The sequence below is a fragment of the Pseudomonas sp. MDT1-85 genome, assembly GCF_054898065.1.
In genome coordinates, this window is record NZ_CM142715.1 from 4,141,412 (window position 1) to 4,160,922 (window position 19,511).

Below are 19,511 nucleotides of genomic sequence, written 5' to 3' on the forward strand. Positions count from 1 at the left end.
GACGGCGTTTTTCAAGGTACTTGTCGCGTCAACCGTCCTACTATGCCGCTCTTTTCTCGGCCTGCTGCTCCCGATCCGGGTTCAGCATCACCGTGCCGATCGGTTCCCAGTTACGCGTCCGACCTGACCAGCGCTCCGGGGTTTTCTCCTTGGCTCGTTTGTACAGCTCATGGCGCTGCGCCAGGATCTGATGGTCCAGTCCTCGATGCCGCTCAGCCGGTGTGACGAAGCGGATGCGGCTATGCCGGTGCTCGTTGTTGTACCAACGCATGAAATCCCTCACCCAGGCCCGTGCGGCGTCCAAACTGGCAAAACCATTCACTGGCCATTGCGGGCAATATTTCAGCGTTCTAAACAGCGACTCCGAGTAGGGATTATCATTGCTCACACGCGGGCGACCGCGGGACGGCGTGATGCCCAGGTCGTACATCTTGCTCAACAGCGTCACCGATTTCATCGGCGCTCCGTTGTCCGAGTGCAGTACCAGCGGCTCGCGTAAACACTGCTCGCTGATCACGCTGTGCTGCAGCAGGGCCGCCGCCTTTTCGCCGCTTTCTTCTTCGTAAACCTCCCACCCCACCGCCTTGCGGCTATAAATGTCTTCGATCAAATACAGGTAGTAATACTTGCCGCGTATCGGCGACGCCATATACGTGATGTCCCAGGACCACACCTGGTTAGGCGCGTTGGCGGCATGCGTCGTCGGAGCCGCGTGCCGTCTGGGCCGCTGGCTACGGCCACGGTGCTGCTGCTGGCCTGCCGCACGCAGGACGCGATAAAACGTGGACTCCGACGCCAGATAACGCGCCTCGTCAGCCAGACGCGGAACGATCTGACTCGGCGGCAGATGGGCGTATGCCGGGCTATTGCACAGCGTCACGATGGCTTGCCGTTCGATCTCGCTCAAGGCATTACGCGGCGTAGGCCGCACGGTAGTCGTGCGGGCATCGGCTTGAACATCTTCAGTCTCGGTCCAGCGCTGCAAGGTCCTGAGCGAGAGCCCGATTTCCTGACACGCCCTGTTTTTTCGGGCCCCGGCCATGATCGCTTCGATCAACCAGGCCACCAGTAACTGCCGTTGCGGCAAAGAGGTTAGCTGTCCTCGTTGTCGATCCCCCAGTAGTCGTTGAGCTTTTTTCGCAGCACCAACAACGCGGCGGTTTCAGCCAGCGCCTTGTCTTTGCGGCGTAGTTCTCGCTCAAGTTCCTGGATACGTTTCTTGTCCTTGCGAGACTGTTCGCGGTCAACCTTTTGTTGGTTCTGAACGCCCTGCTGCCCCGTGATACAGGCTTGACGCCAAGCGCTGACGTGTTCGGGGTACAGACCTTTTCGTCGGCAATACTCACCCAGTTCGAGCTGCGACAGACCGGCGGTTTCGAGGACTACAGCGAACCGGGCTTCAGCAGACCAGGTCTGCGGGAGTGACTTGTCTTCAGGCACTGTGCTTCCTTCAGAACTGACCTTCTTGCGCCAGTTGGACAAAGACATTTCGCTGACTCCTTCGCGGCGGGAAACCTCGGCCATCGATAGGTTCAGCGGGGGAAGCAGCATCTTGAGTAATGCGGCTTTGCGTTCAGATGAATAGTACGGCACGAACAGTCTCTTTCCGCCCCCGATATGCTTTTTCAGGAAAAACCGGAGAGGCGACAACTATCCTGACACCGGGGGCTGATTAAATATCATTTCGACTTCGTGTCATCGGAATTAAGCGAGGGCTATTTTTGTGAAATAAAAATCTTAGAGGAAAAGCGATGATAGGCGCACTTCGTTTGCGCGGGGGCTGTCAGTTCTTTGCGTGCGGGCCGGTAACAGCCCGCCGCCAAGTAGGCCCCTACTTCAATACGTCGGCCTGATTAAACATTCCCCGTAAATAATCTCAATCTGATTCATAGCATTCTTCCAGTCATGAACCGCACTGTCCAGCTTAAAAACTGCCTAAGTATTGTCCGAAGTAGCCATCTATATTTGACGCACTCCGTATCATGAATCGGATCCCTGATTGTCCTTGACGCCAACAAATGCACTGAAAAAAAACTATATCATGCACACTCTGATAAATTCGATCATTCTCCCAGACTGGAACAACAAGGGAGATATCCAGCGCCAGAAACCTTCATTACGATAGTGATTGATAGGCTGCGCAAGAACCTTCCGAGTGTTATTGACCTTATAAACCTATTGTTTTTTATAGAAACTTTATGCAAAAAACAGAAAAGACGACTACAACTTAACGAATGACTCATTAAGCTCTCTCGTAGTTTATCCAAGGTATCGAGAGCATTACTATGAAGCCGTGTTTCACGCGTTTTCCCAATCTCGCCGTTTCGCAGGAAAGTTCGAATAAAGTCGGCATGATTCTCCGTACATATGGTGGCGTAGCAGCCCTGATTGCCATCACAAGTGCTTCCGCCGACCCGCTGTCCGCGCCCAACCTTTCCAGCACCTTGCAGCCGAACGACAACCCTTTTGCTATTGATGCCGGCCAGTTGGGGAAGGTCTACATAAGCGGGCAAATGTCGGGGGTCAGCCTGTGGCAGAACCATGTGGTCAATGCGCCCGGCACCAGCAACTCGGAGTTGCTGTCCGATCTCAGCAACGGTCAGGTAGAAGTCCAGACTATCAGGGGCCCGCTGCAGTTCTACATTCAAGCCGGATCGTATGCGTTGCCCTCCCTCGGCACGACTTATCTCAAGTCAGGCAAGACCGTGGACAGGCTCTACGACGACGTACCTGTCGGTTACCTAAAGGCAATGATCAGTCCGGAAATCTCCGTGATGGTCGGCTCGCTGCCGACAATTATCGGCGCCGAGGCTACCTTCACTTTCCAGAACATCAACATTCAGCGCGGGCTGCTGTGGAACCAGGAGCCTGCCATCAGCCGTGGTGCGCAGGTCAACTATTCCGGTGGCAAGACCAACGCGGCGCTCTCGCTGAATGACGGTTTCCATTCCGGCAAGTACAACTGGATCACAGGCTCCTTCTCATACGCTTTTGATGCCGCCAACACCTGGAGCGTGATCGGCGGAGGAAACTTCTCCAGCAACTCCGAATCCTCAGTCGCAACGCCCACGGCGCAAAACAACAGCCAGATTTACAACTTAATCTTCACCCACACCGATGGGGCGTTGACGCTCACGCCTTACCTGCAATATATCCAGGTCGATGAGAACTCGAAAGCAGGTATAGATCGCGCAGCACAGACATACGGGGCAGCACTCCTGGCCAAATACAGTTTCTCCGGCCACTGGTCGATCGGCGCCCGCGCCGAATACCTCCACAGCAACGGCGGCGACTGCGGATCTGATGAGGACTGCTCGCCCACCAACTTGCTTTATGGGACAGGCTCCAACGCCTGGTCCCTGACCACTACACCTACCTATCAGGACGGACACTTCTTCGTGCGCGGCGAAGTCGCCTATGTACGCGCCGAGAACACTGCCTCCGGCTCAACATTCGGTGACAACGGTAGCCAGCGCGATCAGGTTCGTGTACTCGCGGAGACCGGTTTTCTTTTCTGATTGGGTCGTATGCCAGACTTGAATGCGCTTGCTGTTTCACAAACCTTTAGGAAGCGCAGTTCTACCTTTGTGGCGACTGCCAGCAGAAAGACGAGGCTGGCAGAGAGTGGGTGAAATTGTTTCGCGAGGAATGGGCCAGCGCTGGTCGTTCGGCCCTGCCGAACTTGCGCTGTGAGGCGAGGAAGAAAAAGGTTTTCATTTCTACGCAAACCAATGATTTGCCGAGCCGACCATTGAATCATCAATCGGGTTCATCCAGCAGCAGTAACGCCCCGGATCGTCATTTCTCGTACTCGAGAAAACCGCCAAGAGCTGCCGTCAAATGCGAGACCGAGCCAGTGTAAGGGCTGCCAACGCCTATTGGTTTGGCACTAGCGCAATCATTCATTCAGCGTGGAGGAAACGGGTGTTGGTGTTCGAAACGTCTTCATCCGGTTGTGCCTCAACAACTTTCGCCAAGTAAATAATAATTAACACTTGCCCTGTGCAGCGATGAGTACAGTGGAATGGCGCGCACTCGTCGCGTTGACAAGCTACCGGTAGAGACCTCCTGTTTCTGCGTATAGAACGAGCCGATGTAGTGGCAAAGAGCCGTCACAACCTCATCCGACATTTTCAGGGATGTTCATCGCCATGCATTACCTAAAAAGAACCTTTGATATCCAGCCCCTAGCGCAGGCAGATTTGACCACGTACATCAATGGTCAACCTGTCAGCGCCGCCATCGGCGAAACCGTCCTTACGGTCCTCCAGTCCCTTGGCCTGCGCCAGATAGCCCGCAACGATCACGATCAAATCAGCGGTGCCTATTGCGGCATGGGCGTGTGCCAATGCTGCCTGGTGAAAATCAATGGGCGGCACAAGCGTCGTGCCTGTCAGACCCTCGTGTGTGACGGCATGACCGTCGAAACCCAGGTCAATCGCATCGCCGAGCAGGAGGTTTTATGAGCCTGCATCCGGTGATTGTCGGTGGCGGGCCGGCGGGCATGGCTGCGGCCATTGAACTGGCCCGACATGGCGTGCGTTGCACGTTGCTTGAAGAAGCTTCGCGGCTGGGTGGCGTGGTTTATCGCGGACCACTGCGCGATGGCGTGCAACTCGACTATCTGGGGCCGCGTTATTCGCAAGTGCTGGCCAAGTTGCATGGCGAGTTTCAGGAACAGTCGGCCCTGATCGACGTACGCCTGAATCATCGAGTGGTTGGTGCCGAGGGGACTCGTGCGCTGGTGGTGCTGGATGCCGACGAGCATCTCCACAAAATCGAATACCCTCAATTGCTGCTGGCCGCGGGTTGTCATGAGCGCAGTACGCCCTTTCCCGGCGGGACCTTGCCCGGAGTGATTTTGCTCGGCGGCCTGCAACTGCAAATCAAAAGTGGCGTGGTCAAGCCCCAGGGGCCGGTGGTCATTACCGGCACCGGTCCGTTGCTGCCGCTGGTGGCGTGTCAGTTGCATGCATCAGGGGTGACGGTCGCCGGAGTTTACGAGGCGTGCGCATTCGGCAAGATCGCCCGGGAAAGCCTGGCGCTGTTGAACAAGCCACAGTTGTTTCTCGACGGCTTGAGCATGTTGGCATTCCTGAAGCTGCATAGCATTCCCATACATTACGGCTGGGGCGTGGTCGAGGCCCAGGGCGACGGCGAGTTGAAATCCGTCACCGTGGCACCGTATTCCCGCACCTGGGAGCCAGACCTGAGCCGCGCCGAAACGATTGCCGCGCAGACCCTGGCGGTCGGCTACGGCTTTATCCCGCGTACTCAACTCAGCCAGCAAATGGGCCTGAACCACGGCTTCAGCGACGACGGCTACCTGCGGGCCAGCGCCAATATCTGGCAGCAAAGCAACGAGCCTCACGTGCATCTGGCCGGTGATATGGGCGGGATTCGTGGCGGCGAAGCGGCGATGCTGGCGGGACGGATCGCGGCGCTCTCGATTCTGCTGCAGCGGAACGTGCTGGACACGGAGCTGGCATTGGTCAGGCGTGATCGCTTCCTGTCGAAGCTCAAGTCAATCGTGCGCTTCCGCGCGGCGGTCGATCGCTACACCGAACGCGGCGCCGGGCAGACCGCATTGCCGGCCGCCGATACGGTGATTTGCCGCTGTGAACACGTCACCCGCGCCGACATCGACCGGGCGCTGGAGCAGGGCGTGCAAGACATGGCCAGCCTGAAAATGCGCACCCGCGTCAGCATGGGCGACTGCCAAGGGCGGATGTGCGTCGGCTATTGCAGCGACAGGCTGCGCGAAACCACCGGGCGCCAAGACGTGGGTTGGTTGCGACCGCGCTTTCCCATCGATCCGATTCCGTTTTCAGCCTTCCACAATGCCGCCGCGGAGGTTGCCAGCCATGAGTAAGTTCTATGACGTGGTCATCGCCGGCGGCGGTGTGATCGGGGCGTCTTGCGCCTATCAACTGTCCAAACGCAAAAACCTCAAGGTGGCGCTGATCGACTCCAAGCGGCCGGGCAATGCTACCCGGGCTTCGGCCGGCGGCTTGTGGGCCATCGGCGAGTCCGTAGGGCTCGGTTGCGGGGTGATTTTCTTTCGGATGATGTCGGCCAATCACAAGCGCGAAGCCCACGATTCGGCGGTGGTGGTGGACTCCAGCGCGCCGCACATCCTGCCGCAGTCGTTCTTTGATTTTGCCTTGCAGTCCAACGCGATATACCCGGCGCTGCACAAGGAGTTGCAGGACAACCACGGGATGGATTTCAAGTTCGAGAAGACCGGCCTGAAGTTCGTGATCTACGACGACGAAGACCGTCTCTACGCCGAGCACATCGTCGCCTGCATTCCCCACCTGGCCGATCAAGTGCGCTGGCTCGATCAGGCAGCCTTGCGCGAAGCCGAGCCGGCCGTCAGCCATGAGGCGAAAGGGGCGCTGGAGTTTCTTTGCGATCACCAGGTCAGCCCGTTCCGCCTGGCCGATGCCTACACCGAAGGCGCGCGGCAGAACGGCGTGGACATGTACTTCAACACCAACGTCACCGGTGTGCTGCACCACGGTTCGCGGGTCACCGGCGTGCAAACCGCCGAGGCCGGGGTGTTTCACTGCGATACTCTGATCAACGCCGCGGGTGCCTGGGCGGCCGACCTGAGCGAGCAGGCCACCGGCATTCGCATCCCGGTGAACCCGGTGAAGGGCCAGATCCTGCTGACCGAACGCATGCCGAAGATCCTGCGCGGTTGCCTGACCACCAGCGATTGCTACGTGGCGCAGAAGGACAACGGCGAAATCCTGATCGGCAGCACCACCGAAGACAAAGGCTTCGACGTCACCACCACCTACCCGGAAATCGCCGGCTTGGTGCAAGGCGCAGTGCGCTGCATTCCGGAGCTGGCCGACGTCAACCTCAAGCGCACCTGGGCGGGGCTGCGTCCGGGTTCACCGGATGAACTGCCGATTCTTGGGCCTATGAAGGGCGTGGAGGGGTATCTGAATGCCTGCGGGCATTTCCGCACCGGGATCCTGACATCGGCGATCACCGGGGTGCTGCTGGATAAGCTGGTGAACCACGAACCGTTGCCGCTGGACATCACGCCGTTTTTGGCGGATCGGTTTGTAGTGGTCAACTAATCCCGGACACTACGTTAAGTTTTCTTCGGCCCGAGCTGGCGCCAGCCCCGCTCGGTACACAAGGCGAAGCTGAGTGTGATAAAAAATAAATTAATGAATTAACCGCTAAGGCTACTAGCGAGCCAGAGTTAGGGATGGTCTGAAGTAGTCATCGATATTTGACGCACTGCGTTTGATGAATCGGCGGCTACTGTCAATCGTCCTTGGCATTAATCAATCCATAGTCAAAGAGGTTATATCATGCATAATCGGAAAAACTTGGTAATTCTCCCGGGTTGGAGCAACGATGGAGATAGCCTGTGGCAATATCAAATCCAGCACCTTACTGAGCAATATGATATCAAAACCATCGTCGTTTCTAGTCAAACTACCGCCAGCGACATGGCAGACGAAGTGTTACGGTTAGCACCAGAAACCTTCATTTTGTTAGGGCATTCGCTGGGAGGGTTCATCGCACAACATGTGGCCATCAAAGCGCCAGAGCGTGTCGAACGCTTGATCCTTATAGGAACCTTTCCAGGCAATATACCCGAAGATCAGCGTACTTTCTTCAAGCAAGGCATGCTTGAACCTTTACTCGATGGCACCATCACTGAGCATTGGCCAGCACTCAATCAAACCTGTGTCGACCCAGAGCGTTCAGAAGATGGTGAGTTGCTAGCAGCGTTGGCTGCGGGCCAGAATCTCTCCAACGAGGGCCTGATCAATCAAACTAACGTTTTGATCAGTGCGCAAGACATCTCAGAAAAATTATCGACAGTGGATATACCTACGCTGATTATTTATGGCCGCCAAGATCAGTTATTCACGATGACTATGCAGGAATTGATGCTCAGTAAGTTACCCAGCGCCACATTGGAAGTTATTGAAAACTGTGGACACATGCCATCTCTGGAGCAACCTGAAACCACCACTGACATATTAGTGTCATGGCTGACTTCTCGATAAAAGTACGTGATCCATGAAGCACACCTACCGCCAGATGCGCTTTCCGTTTACCGTGGCATTTCCGGTGTGCAGTTCCACGGTAGCAAGGCTTAAAAGTCCTCTACCTATTTGGCCGGCGGAAAACGTTCCAATACGTGGCGCAGCCACGTATTGGGCTACTGGCCGTTGATCTTGGCGGTTTCAACCAGGTTGCAGATCTGCGCGCTGGCCGCTGCGCCTTTGGGCGTGTCGCTGAATAACCAAGCCTTGCGCCGGATCACAAACGGCTTGCTCGTTCTTTCGACGGCGTTGTTGTCGATCGGTAAATAACCGGCTTCGACGTAACGCTCTAAGGAAACTCTGAAAAAGACTTCCTGATTTGGCAAAATCTCCGGACACCAGTCGCCGAGTTTTTCGATGATGAAACAGATGACCTTCGCTGACGCAGAGTACGCCCGCAAGCGCAAGCAGACCCGCAAGGAATTGTTCCTAATAGAGATGGATCAGGTGGCGCCCTGGAAGGGCTTGATTGCCCTGATCGAGCCGCATTCCAAAGGGTGAAGGGGGTCGTCCGGCCTACCCACTAATGGCGATGTTGCGCGTGCACCTGATGCAGAGCTGGTTCGGCTACAGCGATCCGGCGATGGAAGAAGCTTTGTATGAGACGACCATCCTGCGTCAGTTTTCCGCTCTGAGCCTAGAGCGAATCCCGGACGAAACCACCATTCTCAACTTCCGCCGCCTGCTTGAAAAACATGAGTTGGCGAGTGGAATTCTCGGCCTGATCAATGGTTATCTAGGCGACCGTGGTTTGTCGCTGCGCCAGGGCACCATCGTCGATGCCACGCTGATTCATGCGCCCAGTTCGACCAAGAACAAAGACGGCAAGCGCGACCCGGAGATGCATCAGACCAAGAAAGGCAACCAATACTATTTCGGCGCCAAAGCCCACATCGGAGCCGACGATGAGTCAGGTCTGGTGCACAGCGTGGTGGTCACTGCGGCTAATGTTGCGGACGTCACGAGGTCGACAAACTGGTGCATGGAGAAGAAAACGTGGTCTGCGCCGATGCGGGTTATACCGGCGTCGAGAAGCGCGAAGAGCACGTGGGACGTGAGGTCATTTGGCAGATTGCAGCCCGGCGCAGCACTTACAAAAAACACGGAAAACGCAGCGCCTTGTACAAAGCGATACGCAAGATCGAGAAGGCCAAGGCTCAGGTTCGCGCCAAGGTCGAGCACCCGTTTCGGGTTATAAAACGTCAGTTTGGCTATGAAAAAGTGCGCTTTCGGGGTTTGGCCAACAACACTGCGCAGATGGTGACGCTATTCGCCCTGTCGAACCTGTGGATGGCACGCCGATACTTGTTGGCGAATGTAGGAGAGGTGCGCGTGTAATGCATGAAATGGCTGGTGCGAAGCACTTGCAGCGACCGAGAAGGCTGAAAAAATGAAGACAATTGATCAAGTTTCGACGTGCTTCGTTTTTTGAAAAGTGAGGCTGGCTCGATAGCCGAAAAATACCCGGTTATTCCAGAACATCCTTAGTGGAAAAGAACGGTTGAAGCAATCACCAGCTCAGCCTACAAAGAAAACTTTACATATTTAGGGATTGCTGAGTTAACCGCTCAGCCCACTAAAATAAAAAGCTCAGGATTTTTGCAAAACAATAGAAAAACTTATCGGTGCGGTATTAGATAAAAAACTTAACCCCATCATTGTTTGTAGCGCCTCCACACCCTTTTTCAGTCCGTAATCTGAAAGATTGATGATCAGTGGTTGCAAGGTATTTATCATAATCTTGTCATCACTGAGGCGTACATAGCGAATATTGCTATTGATTGTCTTTTCAACGCCATTGAACTTAAGGACACCGTCGACCTTAGTATCTACGATCTCTCCAACTCCAAGTGTTTTAAGGTGCGTCAGATCTACCTTTCCATTAAAATGAGCCGTCGGGTTTTTGACCACATCGAACAATATCTCTCGCAGACGCTCATCTCGTAGAGGAGTACCAGTATCGACACTACCCAGTGCTACTTCGAGATCAATATTACCGACATCGTCTACCTGACCTTCTATTTTTCGGAAGACCTGCACTTCAGTGACTGCTGATGCCCCCAGAGCGACGGCCTTGACAGTGGTAAAATTGAAATTTGAGAACTCGTTTTGTATCTGCCAATTGGCTAACGCAAGCGGGGAAATCAAAAAGCCGCCAATGAGCATCATTTTTCTTAGCATAAATACACTCCTACTTCGGTTAGTTGCCGCTTTACATACGTAGCTCTAGACTCGAATTAGTCCATAGATACTATACTTTTCATATCGCATCATGATGTCTCAGCCCCCTGCCCCGCAAAATAAAAACTTTATCCCAACTAAATTAACATCTTCCGCCCACTGCAAATCCAAGGAATTCAGTCTTGGTTCCTTGGGCGAGACACCGAGAAAAGCAAGCGCACACTTTCAATAATATTAAGCTGTCGATCGCTCATGCAAGAAAAATTTTATGAAATAAGCGATGCGCCCAACTGATTGGACGCAACCCCACCTCCGCCCCCATAAAACTTACAGCATCCTGTCCCTCGACCTAAATGTAGGACATAAAGCTCGAGGAGCAGGTATTCTGATTGTCCGACATACTTCAACTGCGATCCAGCTCATCAGCCTTTCCATAACCGGCTTATTTAAACAAACAAAGAGCATCAAGAGTCAAATTAAGATTTGTTCATTGAGGGACACCAAAAATATAAAAAGCCTCATCTTGCATATCCAAAATAATTTCAATACGTTCAACAAAAGTATTCACGCAAACAGAACGGATAATGTATGGAAACGCAGAAATCATTGCGAGACTACCTAATGCTGCTTGCCATCGGCATGGTTTGGGGAGGGCAATTTTTATTCAACGCACAAGCTGTACAGGTGTTTCCACCGGTTACAGTTGCCGCTGCCCGGGTGTTGATTGGCGCGGTTACCCTGAGCATCCTGACGGGTTTTATCTCGGAGCCCTCGACCCCGCGCGCTAAACGCTCATTCTCCATCGGTGTATTGTTTTTGCTCATCGCCTTATTTGAGGCCGTGCTGCCGCTGTTTCTGATCGTCTGGGGACAACAGCACGTGGACAGCAGCGTTACTGCAGTCATCATCGGTAGTGTCCCTATCATTACCTTGATTTTGTCGATTTTTATGAGTAAGCGTAAAGGTTTTACTGTTTATTCCGGACTAAGTGTCGTCCTTGGTTTTATCGGTATTGTGGTACTGGTCCATCCCAGCACAGGCGGCACAGGCGGAAAGTTCATCTACGAAATTGCCATTTTTCTCGGAGCAGTGAGCTTTGCGTTCAGCCTCAATCTATTGGAAAGAATCCCGCACAGCAGTCCGATTCGCTCAGTGAGAAACATCTTGTGGATTTCTTCAGTTCCATTAGTCATCGCTGCACTAATACTGGACAAGCCGTGGTCGTTGGCCTGGAATCTTGAGGGCGCGCTTTCAGTGCTGGTATTAGGCACGATTGGCTCCGGACTTGCATATTTGATGTATGCCTCGTTGACTCAGCGCTGCGGTTCTGTATTTACCTCACTGTCCAATTTCATTGTTCCCTTGGTTGGTGTCATCCTAGGCGTGGCTATTCGTGGCGAGAACTTTGGCTCAAAGAAGGATTGGTGCTGGTGTTGATCATTGCCGCACTGGCCGTCAACGAAGCAAAATTGCTATTTAGAAAAAATGTTGGGCCTGTCTAAGGTTTGTTGACGTTTCGCACTCCCCATTGATGAAAACTCATTGCCCGTACGCCATTACTCCGGCGTGGCGGGCAACTGACTACTAAAGCGTTCCTCCGAGCTTTCCAGCATCATATCGCTCCCCACTCTTATCGTTGCTAGTAGTCATAAACCTAATCGCTTGCCTCTCCCTTATCGTAGAGGGGAACGAAGTCGTGTCTATCATGAGGTTCGCTCACCGGCGATCTTGAATTAACCAGTTGGCCGCACAAGGCCCTAGCCTGAATTAATGCACATTAAATTAATTTAACGTGTATCAGCTTTTGTTTTCTCGTTAGATAAGTGTATATCCCAACCATAAAGAAACAACCATCTATACCCCTCCCTAATTCTTCCTGCCGCTCGTGACAGCTGTATTAATCAGTGTGTCGCACGATGAACGAATCAAAGTGGCGCTATTCCTGGAGAGTAATCGTGCTAAACAAAACGTATCATTCTTTTTCCGCTCCTGATGAATGTCTAAAGCTGAAAAGTGTGTGCGCCAGCTACTCGTAGAGGCAAAAATCGAGCTGAACGGTTCATCACCCTCGGACATGCAACTTTACCGCAACAGAGCCTTCAACCGTGCACTGGCCAAAGGTCATCTTGGCCTAGGCGAGGATTTCATGGACGGTGGCTGGGATGCTGAGGCATTGGATGAGTTCTTTTACCGTCTTTTGCTCAGGTATGATTGATCGAGCTAACCCTGCGACCCTGTTATTCCATTCGTTCTGCGCCAGATATCTGAATCTGCAAAACAGGAATCGCTCTTGGCAAGTAGGTGAACAGCGTTACGACTTAGGCAATGATTTTTATACCCGGATGCTCGACTCACGCATGACTTACACATGCGGGTACTGGAAAAACTCCAGTACGTTGGAGCAAGCACAATTTGCGACACTGGATCTGATTTGTAAAAAGCTGGGATTGGCACCTAGCATGCGAGTGCTGGATATTGCTTCATGTCTCACGCTGTAGAGAATCTATGGTGTCGAGTGCGTTGGCGTGACCATTTTCAAAGAACAAGCCGAGTGGGGACGACAGAACTATGCGCATCTCCCCATTGAGTTTCGCCTAGAAGACTATCGGGATATAAACGAGCAATTTCGACCACATTGCCAGCGTCGGTATGTTTGAGCATGTGGGTCGCAAAACCATCGAACCTATATGGAGGTAGCTCATCGCTGCCTGGGCAATTGCCACTGGCCTATCGCCGGGTGGACGGCGGCTTTGCCGTAAGCGCTCCATGAAGCCCACATTCCAAGTCGAAATCTGATGCTCGAAGCTGTGCTCCCCAACTCTTTCTGGAGCCAGCACCTCATGATGCGACCCGATGCAAAAGTCGAAAAAGTGTACCTCTACCCCAAGCCAGTGGACTTCCGAAAGTCTATCGATGGCCTGGCTGCACTGGTCGAGCTGGATATTAAAGTCGCCGTGTTCGACCCCGTGCTTTTTGTTTTTCTGAATCGCCACCGTAATCGAGTGAAAATCCTCTACTGGGAGCGCAACGGCTTTTGCCTTTGGCTCAAGCGTCTCGAGTCAGAGCGCTTCAAAACATCACCCGACGCCACCGAGGAAGCCATCGTGTTAAGCGTTCAGGAACTGAATTGGTTGCTCGACGGTTTTGATCTGTGGCGCAACCGACCACATCAAGTTCTGACTCCAAGATTCGTTGCCTGACGGGTATAATCCGGGCATGAATTTAATGCCCGAAGACCTTCCTGATGACCCTGCCTTGCTCAAGCAAATGTTGCTTGAGGCATTCAGTCGTCAGCAGGTAACGGCTGAGGCATACCAGACTCATATCGTCGATCTGAAAGAACAGATCAAGCTTTTGCGCGACCGTTTGTTCGGTCGCAAGTCCGAACAGACCGTTGAACCCAATACGCCGCAACTGGCGCTGTTCAACGAGCCCGAAAGCGAGCCGATGACTCTGGTCGGCGACGCCGACGAAGAGGTTGTCGCTCCGACTCCACGTCGCGGTAAGCGCAAGCCGCTGTCGGCTGATCTTCCGCGTATCGAAGTCATCCACGAACTGCCTGAACACGAACTGACCTGTGCCTGCGGTTGCCGCAAGCATGTGATCAGTGAAGAAACCAGCGAACAGCTGGACATCGTGCCGATGCAGATCCGCGTCATCAAACATATCCGCAAAGTCTACGGTTGCCGTGGCTGTGAAACGGCTCCGGTCACCGCTGATAAACCCGCTCAATTGATTGAAAAAAGCATGGCCAGTCCGAGCGTGTTGGCGATGTTGCTGACCACCAAATATGTAGACGGCTTGCCACTGCACCGTTTCGAAACGGTATTGAGCCGACATGGCATTGATATCCCAAGGCAAACACTGGCGCGCTGGGTGATCCAGTGCGGCGAACATCTGCAACCGCTGTTGAATCTGATGCGTGACCGATTACTGGAAAGTCCGGTCATCCACTGCGATGAAACCCGCGTCCAAGTGCTTAAAGAACCAGATCGCGACCCGACCAGCCAATCCTGGATGTGGGTACAGGCCAGTGGGCCACCGGATCGCAAAGGCGTGTTGTTCGACTACACGTCCAGCCGTGCGCAGGAGGTGCCGTTGCGCCTGCTGGAAAGTTATCGCGGCTATGTCATGACTGACGATTACGCCGGTTATAACGCGCTGGCGTTGCAACCGGGCGTGGAGCGTCTGGCGTGCATGGCTCATGCGCGACGCAAGTTCGTGGACGCGCAAAAAGTGCAGCCTAAGGGCAAGACCGGGCGTGCCGATATCGCGCTGACGATGATCAACAAGCTGTACGGCATCGAGCGTGAACTCAAGGACGTCAGCGATGAACAGCGTTTTACTGGCCGTCAGGAAAAGAGCCTGCCGACCCTGAACCAACTGAAAAACTGGCTGGAGAAAACGCAGCCGCAGGTGATGCCACAAAGCGTGCTGGGCAAGGCCGTGAATTATCTGGCCAACAACTGGAGCCGGCTGGAGCGTTACGTGGAGGCTGGTTTTTTACCGATCGACAACAACGCCGCCGAAAGAGCGATAAAGCCGTTTGTGATCGGGCGCAAGGCATGGCTTTTCAGCGATACGCGCAATGGCGCTACCGCCAGTGCGCAGATTTACAGCTTGGTCGAGACCGCCAAGGTCAACGGCCAAGAGCCCTACACGTGGCTGCGCCACGTACTGGAACGACTGCCGCATGCGCAGTCGGTGGCCGACTACGAAGCGTTGTTGCCATGGAATTGCTCGCCAGAGATGCCACGGTAAACGAGGCGGTAGTCTGGCGGTAGGTGTGGTTCATGGAGCGGATACGCTTTGCCGTCCTGGCGCGCCTCTCGAGCGAATCCATGCCCAGCTGGACCCCGGAGCTGACCTCCTGCTCATAAGTCTGGGCCTGGGCCAGCTCGGCGATGTCGAGGCCGATATTCGCCACGTCCAGTACGGTCCCCGCGGCCTCCGTCACTTTACCCACGATCTCGCTAACCTAGGCGAGCCCTTCGCCCAGCTTGCTCCACTCGCCGCCCTCCTTGAGCAGATCCCCCACCAAGCCACCCAACTTGCTGAGGTCCTTCACCGTGGCGAGCGCCGAGCCGGTGACATTGACCCACACATGGGCTTCGAGGGTTTTCGCCAGCGACTCGGAGAACCCTTCGGCTTCTTTGCCTCCCTCAGCCTGTTCGTTGCGATGACGCTCATGCATCAGCTCGATGATGGTCTGGATGGCAAAGCCGGCGTTCATCGCCTCCATGCCGTCTAGGTGACTCACCCCTTCGATTGGTTTGAACTGGCCGTGCTCAACGGTGAAGCCCTTCTTGATCTTGGCCGGTAGGTCCCGCACGTAGCGCAGCGTTTCGCGCAGGCGCGAGTTTTCCACCTTGACCGTCTTGACTTCATGCGCAGCCGACTGGGTGTCGGTAAAGGTGAGTTCATGGGTGGTGTCGTCATAGTTTTGGAACAGCGGCGCCCAGGTCCGTTTGTCCATTTTCTCCTGGTCCATCATCTTGCCCAGGCCTTGCTCCAGCTCTTCACCTCGGCGCTGGGCGTCGAGGGTTTGCCGGGCCGTGGCTTCGGGCTGATTTTAGGTAAGACGGGGGAGGAGGTAGCACGAATACCGTCGAGTTCGCCCAGTTGTTTGACGCCACCACCTGGGGCTTGGCCTGAGAGGTTCAACTGGGAGAGCGCTTGGACCTTGGCGTCATCCAGCCGCACCACGTTTAGAGAAACCTCGCCATTCTGAGACGACACCTGATAGTCATTGTTCTTAGCCGTGAAAAACTCCGTGAATTTTTTGAGCGCCGCATTTTTATCAGCGTAACGATTTGGTCGTGCGCAGTGCCGATCGTGCACCGTGGATCATCAGTATTCGCAGATAAGCATCCCCGCGCTTACTGATGTCAAACAGTCGATCCTTGCCGCCAGAGCTGTGTTGCCTTGGCGTCAAACAGTGGAGCAAACTCGCGACACCGCACCTGCTTCCCATTGCCACGGCTGACACAGCGTCATGGGTCTGATGAGCAATGATCTTTTGTCAGCCCTGCGCTCTCGATAGTTAACTCTCGTCTCGCGAAGTCCCGTAACGGACTCCATAACAAAACCAGTAAAAGGGTTGGGCGATGCAAAGCAGTGGCGCATTGCTGTAAGTATTATTAGTCGCGATCGTCATGATCGTGGTGCTGATTATCAGGTTCAGAGTGCATGCCTTTCTGGCACTGATCGCCGCATGCGGCCTGGTCGGGGTCGGCTCGGGAATGCCATTGAGCGCCAAGGTCGACTCCTTCCAGAAGGGCCAGAGCAATTCCTTGGGCTTTCTCGCCGCGATCATCGGAATGGGCAGCATTCTCGGGAGGGCCATCGGCTGGACCTATGTCACCGACTGAGCGTTCTGGGTGGTCAAGGAAATACCTGGCTGGTCGATGTGCTCAATACCTTTACCAGTACCACAGTCCTGGCCTCAGTGGTCGCGCTGATGCTGACTCTGGCCCTTTCCCATTTCATTTAAACCTTTCCCACAGAGTCAATACCCATGATTGCAGGCCAGACACTCGACACCTGGACCAGCCGTTACCCGCAGCTCAAAGAACTGATGGCGTTGCGTGAAACCACCTGGTTCACGCCCACCCGTGCACCGCTGGCCGATGGCCTGAACGACCTCGAACTGACTGCCGCGGACGTGGCTGACGCTAGTGCGCGCCTTGAGCGTTTCGCCGCGTACTTTCGCTCGGCCTTCCCCGAGACATTGGCGAATCACGGCATCATCGAATCACCGATCCAACCGCTGTCGGCATTGCAGGCGGTTCTGGCTCGCCGCTATGGGCAGGCCCTGCCCGGCGCGTTATGGCTGAAGCAGGACAGTCACCTGCCCATATCGGGATCGGTAAAGGCTCGCGGCGGCATCTACGAGGTGCTCAAGCACGCCGAACACCTGGCCTTGGATGCCGACCTGCTGCGCCTGGACGAGGACTACAGCGTACTGGACTCGCCCCGGGCCCGAGCGTTCTTCAACCAATACCGGATTGCCGTGGGCTCCACGGGCAACCTGGGCCTGTCCATCGGGCTGATGGGGGCCAGGCTGGGCTTTCAGGTCACGGTGCACATGTCCGCCGACGCCCGTCAATGGAAGAAGGACAAGTTGCGTGCCCATGGCGTGAGTGTCATGGAATACGAAAGCGACTACAGCATTGCGGTGGCTCAGGGGCGTCGGCAGGCCAGCAGCGATCCTGCCTGTCATTTCGTCGATGATGAAAACTCCACCGACCTGTTCCTCGGCTACGCCGTGGCCGCCGAGCGCCTGAGCCGACAACTGGAGCAGGTCGGGATCAAGGTCGATGCCCAGCACCCGCTGTTCGTCTATCTGCCCTGCGGCGTCGGCGGCGGTCCTGGCGGTGTGGCATTTGGCTTGAAGCTGGCTTTCGGTGACGCCGTTCATTGTATATTTGCCGAGCCCACCCACTCGCCGTGTATGTTTCTCGGGGTTTACACTGGGCTCCACGACGAGGTGTCGGTGCAGGACTTCGGCATCGACAACCTCACTGCCGCCGATGGCCTAGCCGTCGGTCGCGCTTCGGGGTTTGTCGGCAGAGCCATGTACCGCCTGATCGAGGGTTACTACACGGTCAGTGATGACGAGCTGCATGCCCTGGTCTGGCTGATGGCGGAATACCAACAGCTGCATCTGGAGCCGTCGGCAGTGGCCGGTGTACCGGGCATCGCACGCTTGCATTCATGCCGCAGCGAGTACCTGCAGCGCGGCGGCATGAATGCCGAGGCTTACGCTCGTGCCACCCATCTGGTCTGGGCAACAGGCGGCAGCATGGTTCCGGAAGCCGAGATGCAGGCCTATCTGGCGCAAGGCGCCCATGTGCTGCAAGGCGCAATGACACACTGACAGGAGAAGCGCTGACTTGTACAACCTACCGCCCAGACTGGATGCAAAGCTCAACAGCAGTCAGTTTTCGAACCTGTTCACCTTCCAGGTCGCGGCCCGTCATCTGAGCTTCAACAAGGCCGCCGATGAGTTGTGCCTGACCGCCAGCGCGGTCAGTCACCGCATCGCCCGGCTGGAAGCGGAGCTGTCGATTCAGCTGTTTCAACGGCTGACCCGCCGGGTGCAACTGACCGAGGCCGGTGAGCGTATCTTCGAGATCCTCCAGCAAACCCTGGGTGATCTGTCCGAAGTCCTGACCCAGCCGGTCGACGCCGACCTGGCCGGGCCGTTGACCCTGTACGTCCATCCGTCCATCGCGCATTCCTGGCTGGTTCCGCGCCTGGCCGAGTTCGGTCTGCGCTTTCCCGGGGTGAAGCTGGACCTGCGCGTGGGCAACGACCGCATCGACTTTCGCACGCGGCAGATCGATCTGGCGCTGTACTATGGCAACGGCGAATTCCATGGCCTGGTCACGCACAAGCTGATACAGGAGCGGGTCGCACCGGTCTGCAGCCCGGAGTACGCCGAGAGCCATCGACTGTCCGGCGCGCTTGAGCAACTGGAACAGTGCACCCTACTGCATGACTCGCTGGCCTGGGACCACGCCGCCTTCGACTCCGAATGGGCACTGTGGATCCGCCAGTATGGTGGTGGCGTGCCCATGCCGAAACTTGGAGTGACCTTCGATCGCTCGGACCTCTGCGTAACCGCCGCCATCCACCATGCTGGCCTGGCGATCGGACGCGAACGCCTTGTCAGCCAGGCGATCCTGCAAGGCAAGCTGGTGCTGCCGTTCGCAGGTTTTGCCCGCTGTGGCGAATACGATTACTACATCGTCCATCCGACACTTGAGGCATTACCGCGACGGGTGTCGGCCTGTATCGCATGGCTGCACGAGTGTGCGGCGCAGACGTCGGGGATCTGAAAGCCACCACAGGGATTGCGGGCAGAGGGCGATTATCGGGATCAGGCCCCTGCACCGCCCTTCTTGCGCAAACTCTTCAACCGCTGACTCGCCCTCCGCGCCACCCTTTTTTCCGGGCGCTTCATGCGTTTCCATTTTCCATTGGCGGATGTCGTCCTTGCTTCGACCACAACTCAGGCACAGATCGCCGCTCAACTGGCCACCTCACTGGGGTTGGCGACACTGCTCGGGCTGCGCGTTGAGCAACGGCAGGCTTGAGAACGCCAAGGCGCAGGGACGATGAGCTCAACCTCCTTCTGGTAGCCATTAAGCTGGCCCGTCCCTTGCACGCACCCCAAAAGCCTCTCGGCCGGCCTTCATGATTGATGAAGCCGGTGTCTGGGAGGGTCTGCCAAGGGTGAATTGC

The 19,511-nt window shown here is 55.4% G+C and carries 17 protein-coding genes and 4 pseudogenes; 14 read left to right on the forward strand and 7 right to left on the reverse strand.

Annotated features, from left to right (window positions below):
- Window positions 1-40: 40 nt before the first annotated feature.
- Window positions 41-1,593, reverse strand: a protein-coding gene (locus ACYZT2_RS18725; protein ID WP_461966318.1) for an IS3 family transposase whose coding sequence is annotated in 2 segments (ribosomal slippage) — window positions 41-1,131 and window positions 1,131-1,593 — 1,554 coding nt in all. Because the reading frame shifts where the segments join, the coding sequence is not laid out codon by codon here.
- Between the two features lie 692 nt (window positions 1,594-2,285).
- On the opposite strand from ACYZT2_RS18725, the gene ACYZT2_RS18730 reads away from it, so the two are divergent.
- From ACYZT2_RS18730 to ACYZT2_RS18750, 5 genes are all read left to right on the forward strand, one after another.
- The gene (locus ACYZT2_RS18730; RefSeq protein ID WP_461966320.1) at window positions 2,286-3,518 is read left to right on the forward strand and encodes an outer membrane beta-barrel protein; all 1,233 of its coding nucleotides are present in this window, start codon (window positions 2,286-2,288) and stop codon (window positions 3,516-3,518) included.
- A 633-nt stretch (window positions 3,519-4,151) separates the two neighbouring features.
- On the forward strand, window positions 4,152-4,466 hold the full coding sequence (locus ACYZT2_RS18735; RefSeq protein WP_461973168.1) for a (2Fe-2S)-binding protein: 315 nt from the start codon (window positions 4,152-4,154) through the stop codon (window positions 4,464-4,466).
- Window positions 4,463-5,872 (forward strand): cyanide-forming glycine dehydrogenase subunit HcnB, encoded by a 1,410-nt coding sequence (hcnB, locus tag ACYZT2_RS18740; protein WP_461966322.1) that lies wholly within the window; start codon window positions 4,463-4,465, stop codon window positions 5,870-5,872. Before ACYZT2_RS18735 ends, hcnB begins: the two co-directional genes overlap by 4 nt.
- On the forward strand, window positions 5,865-7,094 hold the full coding sequence (gene hcnC / locus ACYZT2_RS18745; protein WP_461966324.1) for a cyanide-forming glycine dehydrogenase subunit HcnC: 1,230 nt from the start codon (window positions 5,865-5,867) through the stop codon (window positions 7,092-7,094). Before hcnB ends, hcnC begins: the two co-directional genes overlap by 8 nt.
- Window positions 7,095-7,334: 240 nt before the next feature.
- Window positions 7,335-8,042: an alpha/beta fold hydrolase gene (locus ACYZT2_RS18750; RefSeq protein ID WP_461966326.1), complete on the forward strand. Its 708-nt coding sequence runs from the start codon at window positions 7,335-7,337 to the stop codon at window positions 8,040-8,042.
- Window positions 8,043-8,146: 104 nt separating this feature from the next.
- Here the strand turns inward: ACYZT2_RS18750 and ACYZT2_RS18755 are convergent.
- Window positions 8,147-8,374: pseudogene (locus ACYZT2_RS18755) on the reverse strand (IS66 family transposase); the annotation flags it as partial.
- Between the two features lie 67 nt (window positions 8,375-8,441).
- On the opposite strand from ACYZT2_RS18755, the pseudogene ACYZT2_RS18760 reads away from it, so the two are divergent.
- A pseudogene (locus ACYZT2_RS18760) lies at window positions 8,442-9,419 on the forward strand (IS5 family transposase).
- A 252-nt stretch (window positions 9,420-9,671) separates the two neighbouring features.
- Here the strand turns inward: ACYZT2_RS18760 and ACYZT2_RS18765 are convergent.
- Entirely contained in the window at window positions 9,672-10,262 is a 591-nt protein-coding gene (locus tag ACYZT2_RS18765) for a YceI family protein (RefSeq protein WP_461966328.1), read from the reverse strand.
- A gap of 588 nt (window positions 10,263-10,850) precedes the next feature.
- Here ACYZT2_RS18765 and ACYZT2_RS18770 point away from each other — a divergent pair.
- The 5 genes from ACYZT2_RS18770 to tnpC all read left to right on the forward strand — a co-directional run bounded on the left by ACYZT2_RS18770 (window position 10,851) and on the right by tnpC (window position 15,023).
- Window positions 10,851-11,699: a DMT family transporter gene (locus ACYZT2_RS18770; protein ID WP_461966330.1), complete on the forward strand. Its 849-nt coding sequence runs from the start codon at window positions 10,851-10,853 to the stop codon at window positions 11,697-11,699.
- A gap of 559 nt (window positions 11,700-12,258) precedes the next feature.
- A complete protein-coding gene (locus tag ACYZT2_RS18775) occupies window positions 12,259-12,477 on the forward strand; it encodes a hypothetical protein (RefSeq protein WP_461966332.1) in 219 nt (72 codons plus the stop codon).
- Window positions 12,470-12,760, forward strand: a complete 291-nt coding sequence (locus ACYZT2_RS18780; protein WP_461973170.1) for a class I SAM-dependent methyltransferase — start codon at window positions 12,470-12,472, stop codon at window positions 12,758-12,760. Before ACYZT2_RS18775 ends, ACYZT2_RS18780 begins: the two co-directional genes overlap by 8 nt.
- Window positions 12,761-13,102: 342 nt before the next feature.
- Complete coding sequence (gene tnpB, locus ACYZT2_RS18785; RefSeq protein WP_461966334.1) at window positions 13,103-13,462, forward strand: IS66 family insertion sequence element accessory protein TnpB; 360 nt, start codon at window positions 13,103-13,105, stop codon at window positions 13,460-13,462.
- A 16-nt stretch (window positions 13,463-13,478) separates the two neighbouring features.
- Window positions 13,479-15,023 carry an IS66 family transposase gene (gene tnpC / locus ACYZT2_RS18790; RefSeq protein ID WP_461966336.1) on the forward strand — a complete coding sequence of 515 codons (1,545 nt, stop codon included), beginning with the start codon at window positions 13,479-13,481 and terminating at the stop codon, window positions 15,021-15,023.
- A gap of 217 nt (window positions 15,024-15,240) precedes the next feature.
- On the opposite strand, the gene ACYZT2_RS18795 is transcribed toward tnpC, so the two are convergent.
- The 3 genes and pseudogenes from ACYZT2_RS18795 to ACYZT2_RS18805 all read right to left on the reverse strand — a co-directional run.
- Window positions 15,241-15,738 (reverse strand): TcdA/TcdB pore-forming domain-containing protein, encoded by a 498-nt coding sequence (locus ACYZT2_RS18795; protein WP_461966338.1) that lies wholly within the window; start codon window positions 15,736-15,738, stop codon window positions 15,241-15,243.
- A gap of 14 nt (window positions 15,739-15,752) precedes the next feature.
- Window positions 15,753-16,103 carry a hypothetical protein gene (locus tag ACYZT2_RS18800; protein WP_461966340.1) on the reverse strand — a complete coding sequence of 117 codons (351 nt, stop codon included), beginning with the start codon at window positions 16,101-16,103 and terminating at the stop codon, window positions 15,753-15,755.
- Window positions 16,084-16,197 (reverse strand): annotated as a pseudogene (locus ACYZT2_RS18805) (transposase); the annotation flags it as partial. The pseudogene ACYZT2_RS18805 and the gene ACYZT2_RS18800, both read right to left, overlap by 20 nt.
- A gap of 220 nt (window positions 16,198-16,417) precedes the next feature.
- On the opposite strand from ACYZT2_RS18805, the gene ACYZT2_RS18810 reads away from it, so the two are divergent.
- The 3 genes from ACYZT2_RS18810 (at window position 16,418) to dsdC (ending at window position 19,105) form a co-directional block, all read left to right on the forward strand.
- Window positions 16,418-16,633, forward strand: coding sequence for a GntT/GntP/DsdX family permease (locus ACYZT2_RS18810; RefSeq protein WP_461966342.1), 216 nt, complete (start codon window positions 16,418-16,420; stop codon window positions 16,631-16,633).
- 146 nt (window positions 16,634-16,779) lie between these two features.
- Window positions 16,780-18,141 carry a D-serine ammonia-lyase gene (locus ACYZT2_RS18815; RefSeq protein ID WP_461966344.1) on the forward strand — a complete coding sequence of 454 codons (1,362 nt, stop codon included), beginning with the start codon at window positions 16,780-16,782 and terminating at the stop codon, window positions 18,139-18,141.
- Between the two features lie 16 nt (window positions 18,142-18,157).
- Entirely contained in the window at window positions 18,158-19,105 is a 948-nt protein-coding gene (dsdC, locus tag ACYZT2_RS18820; protein ID WP_461966346.1) for a DNA-binding transcriptional regulator DsdC, read from the forward strand.
- Window positions 19,106-19,146: 41 nt separating this feature from the next.
- On the opposite strand, the pseudogene ACYZT2_RS18825 reads toward dsdC, so the two are convergent.
- Window positions 19,147-19,300 (reverse strand): annotated as a pseudogene (locus tag ACYZT2_RS18825) (DUF1289 domain-containing protein).
- Window positions 19,301-19,511: the final 211 nt, after the last annotated feature.

What these genes read in the sequence shown, in the direction of transcription:
- ACYZT2_RS18730 (WP_461966320.1), top strand. Translation starts at nt 2,286, where the DNA reads ATGAAGCCGTGTTTCACGCGTTTTCCCAATCTCGCCGTTTCGCAGGAA.
- ACYZT2_RS18735 (WP_461973168.1), top strand. Translation starts at nt 4,152, where the DNA reads ATGCATTACCTAAAAAGAACCTTTGATATCCAGCCCCTAGCGCAGGCA.
- hcnB (WP_461966322.1), top strand. Translation starts at nt 4,463, where the DNA reads ATGAGCCTGCATCCGGTGATTGTCGGTGGCGGGCCGGCGGGCATGGCT.
- hcnC (WP_461966324.1), top strand. Translation starts at nt 5,865, where the DNA reads ATGAGTAAGTTCTATGACGTGGTCATCGCCGGCGGCGGTGTGATCGGG.
- ACYZT2_RS18750 (WP_461966326.1), top strand. Translation starts at nt 7,335, where the DNA reads ATGCATAATCGGAAAAACTTGGTAATTCTCCCGGGTTGGAGCAACGAT.
- ACYZT2_RS18765 (WP_461966328.1), bottom strand. Translation starts at nt 10,262, where the DNA reads ATGCTAAGAAAAATGATGCTCATTGGCGGCTTTTTGATTTCCCCGCTT.
- ACYZT2_RS18770 (WP_461966330.1), top strand. Translation starts at nt 10,851, where the DNA reads ATGGAAACGCAGAAATCATTGCGAGACTACCTAATGCTGCTTGCCATC.
- ACYZT2_RS18775 (WP_461966332.1), top strand. Translation starts at nt 12,259, where the DNA reads ATGTCTAAAGCTGAAAAGTGTGTGCGCCAGCTACTCGTAGAGGCAAAA.
- ACYZT2_RS18780 (WP_461973170.1), top strand. Translation starts at nt 12,470, where the DNA reads ATGATTGATCGAGCTAACCCTGCGACCCTGTTATTCCATTCGTTCTGC.
- tnpB (WP_461966334.1), top strand. Translation starts at nt 13,103, where the DNA reads ATGATGCGACCCGATGCAAAAGTCGAAAAAGTGTACCTCTACCCCAAG.
- tnpC (WP_461966336.1), top strand. Translation starts at nt 13,479, where the DNA reads ATGAATTTAATGCCCGAAGACCTTCCTGATGACCCTGCCTTGCTCAAG.
- ACYZT2_RS18795 (WP_461966338.1), bottom strand. Translation starts at nt 15,738, where the DNA reads ATGGACAAACGGACCTGGGCGCCGCTGTTCCAAAACTATGACGACACC.
- ACYZT2_RS18810 (WP_461966342.1), top strand. Translation starts at nt 16,418, where the DNA reads ATGATCGTGGTGCTGATTATCAGGTTCAGAGTGCATGCCTTTCTGGCA.
- ACYZT2_RS18815 (WP_461966344.1), top strand. Translation starts at nt 16,780, where the DNA reads ATGATTGCAGGCCAGACACTCGACACCTGGACCAGCCGTTACCCGCAG.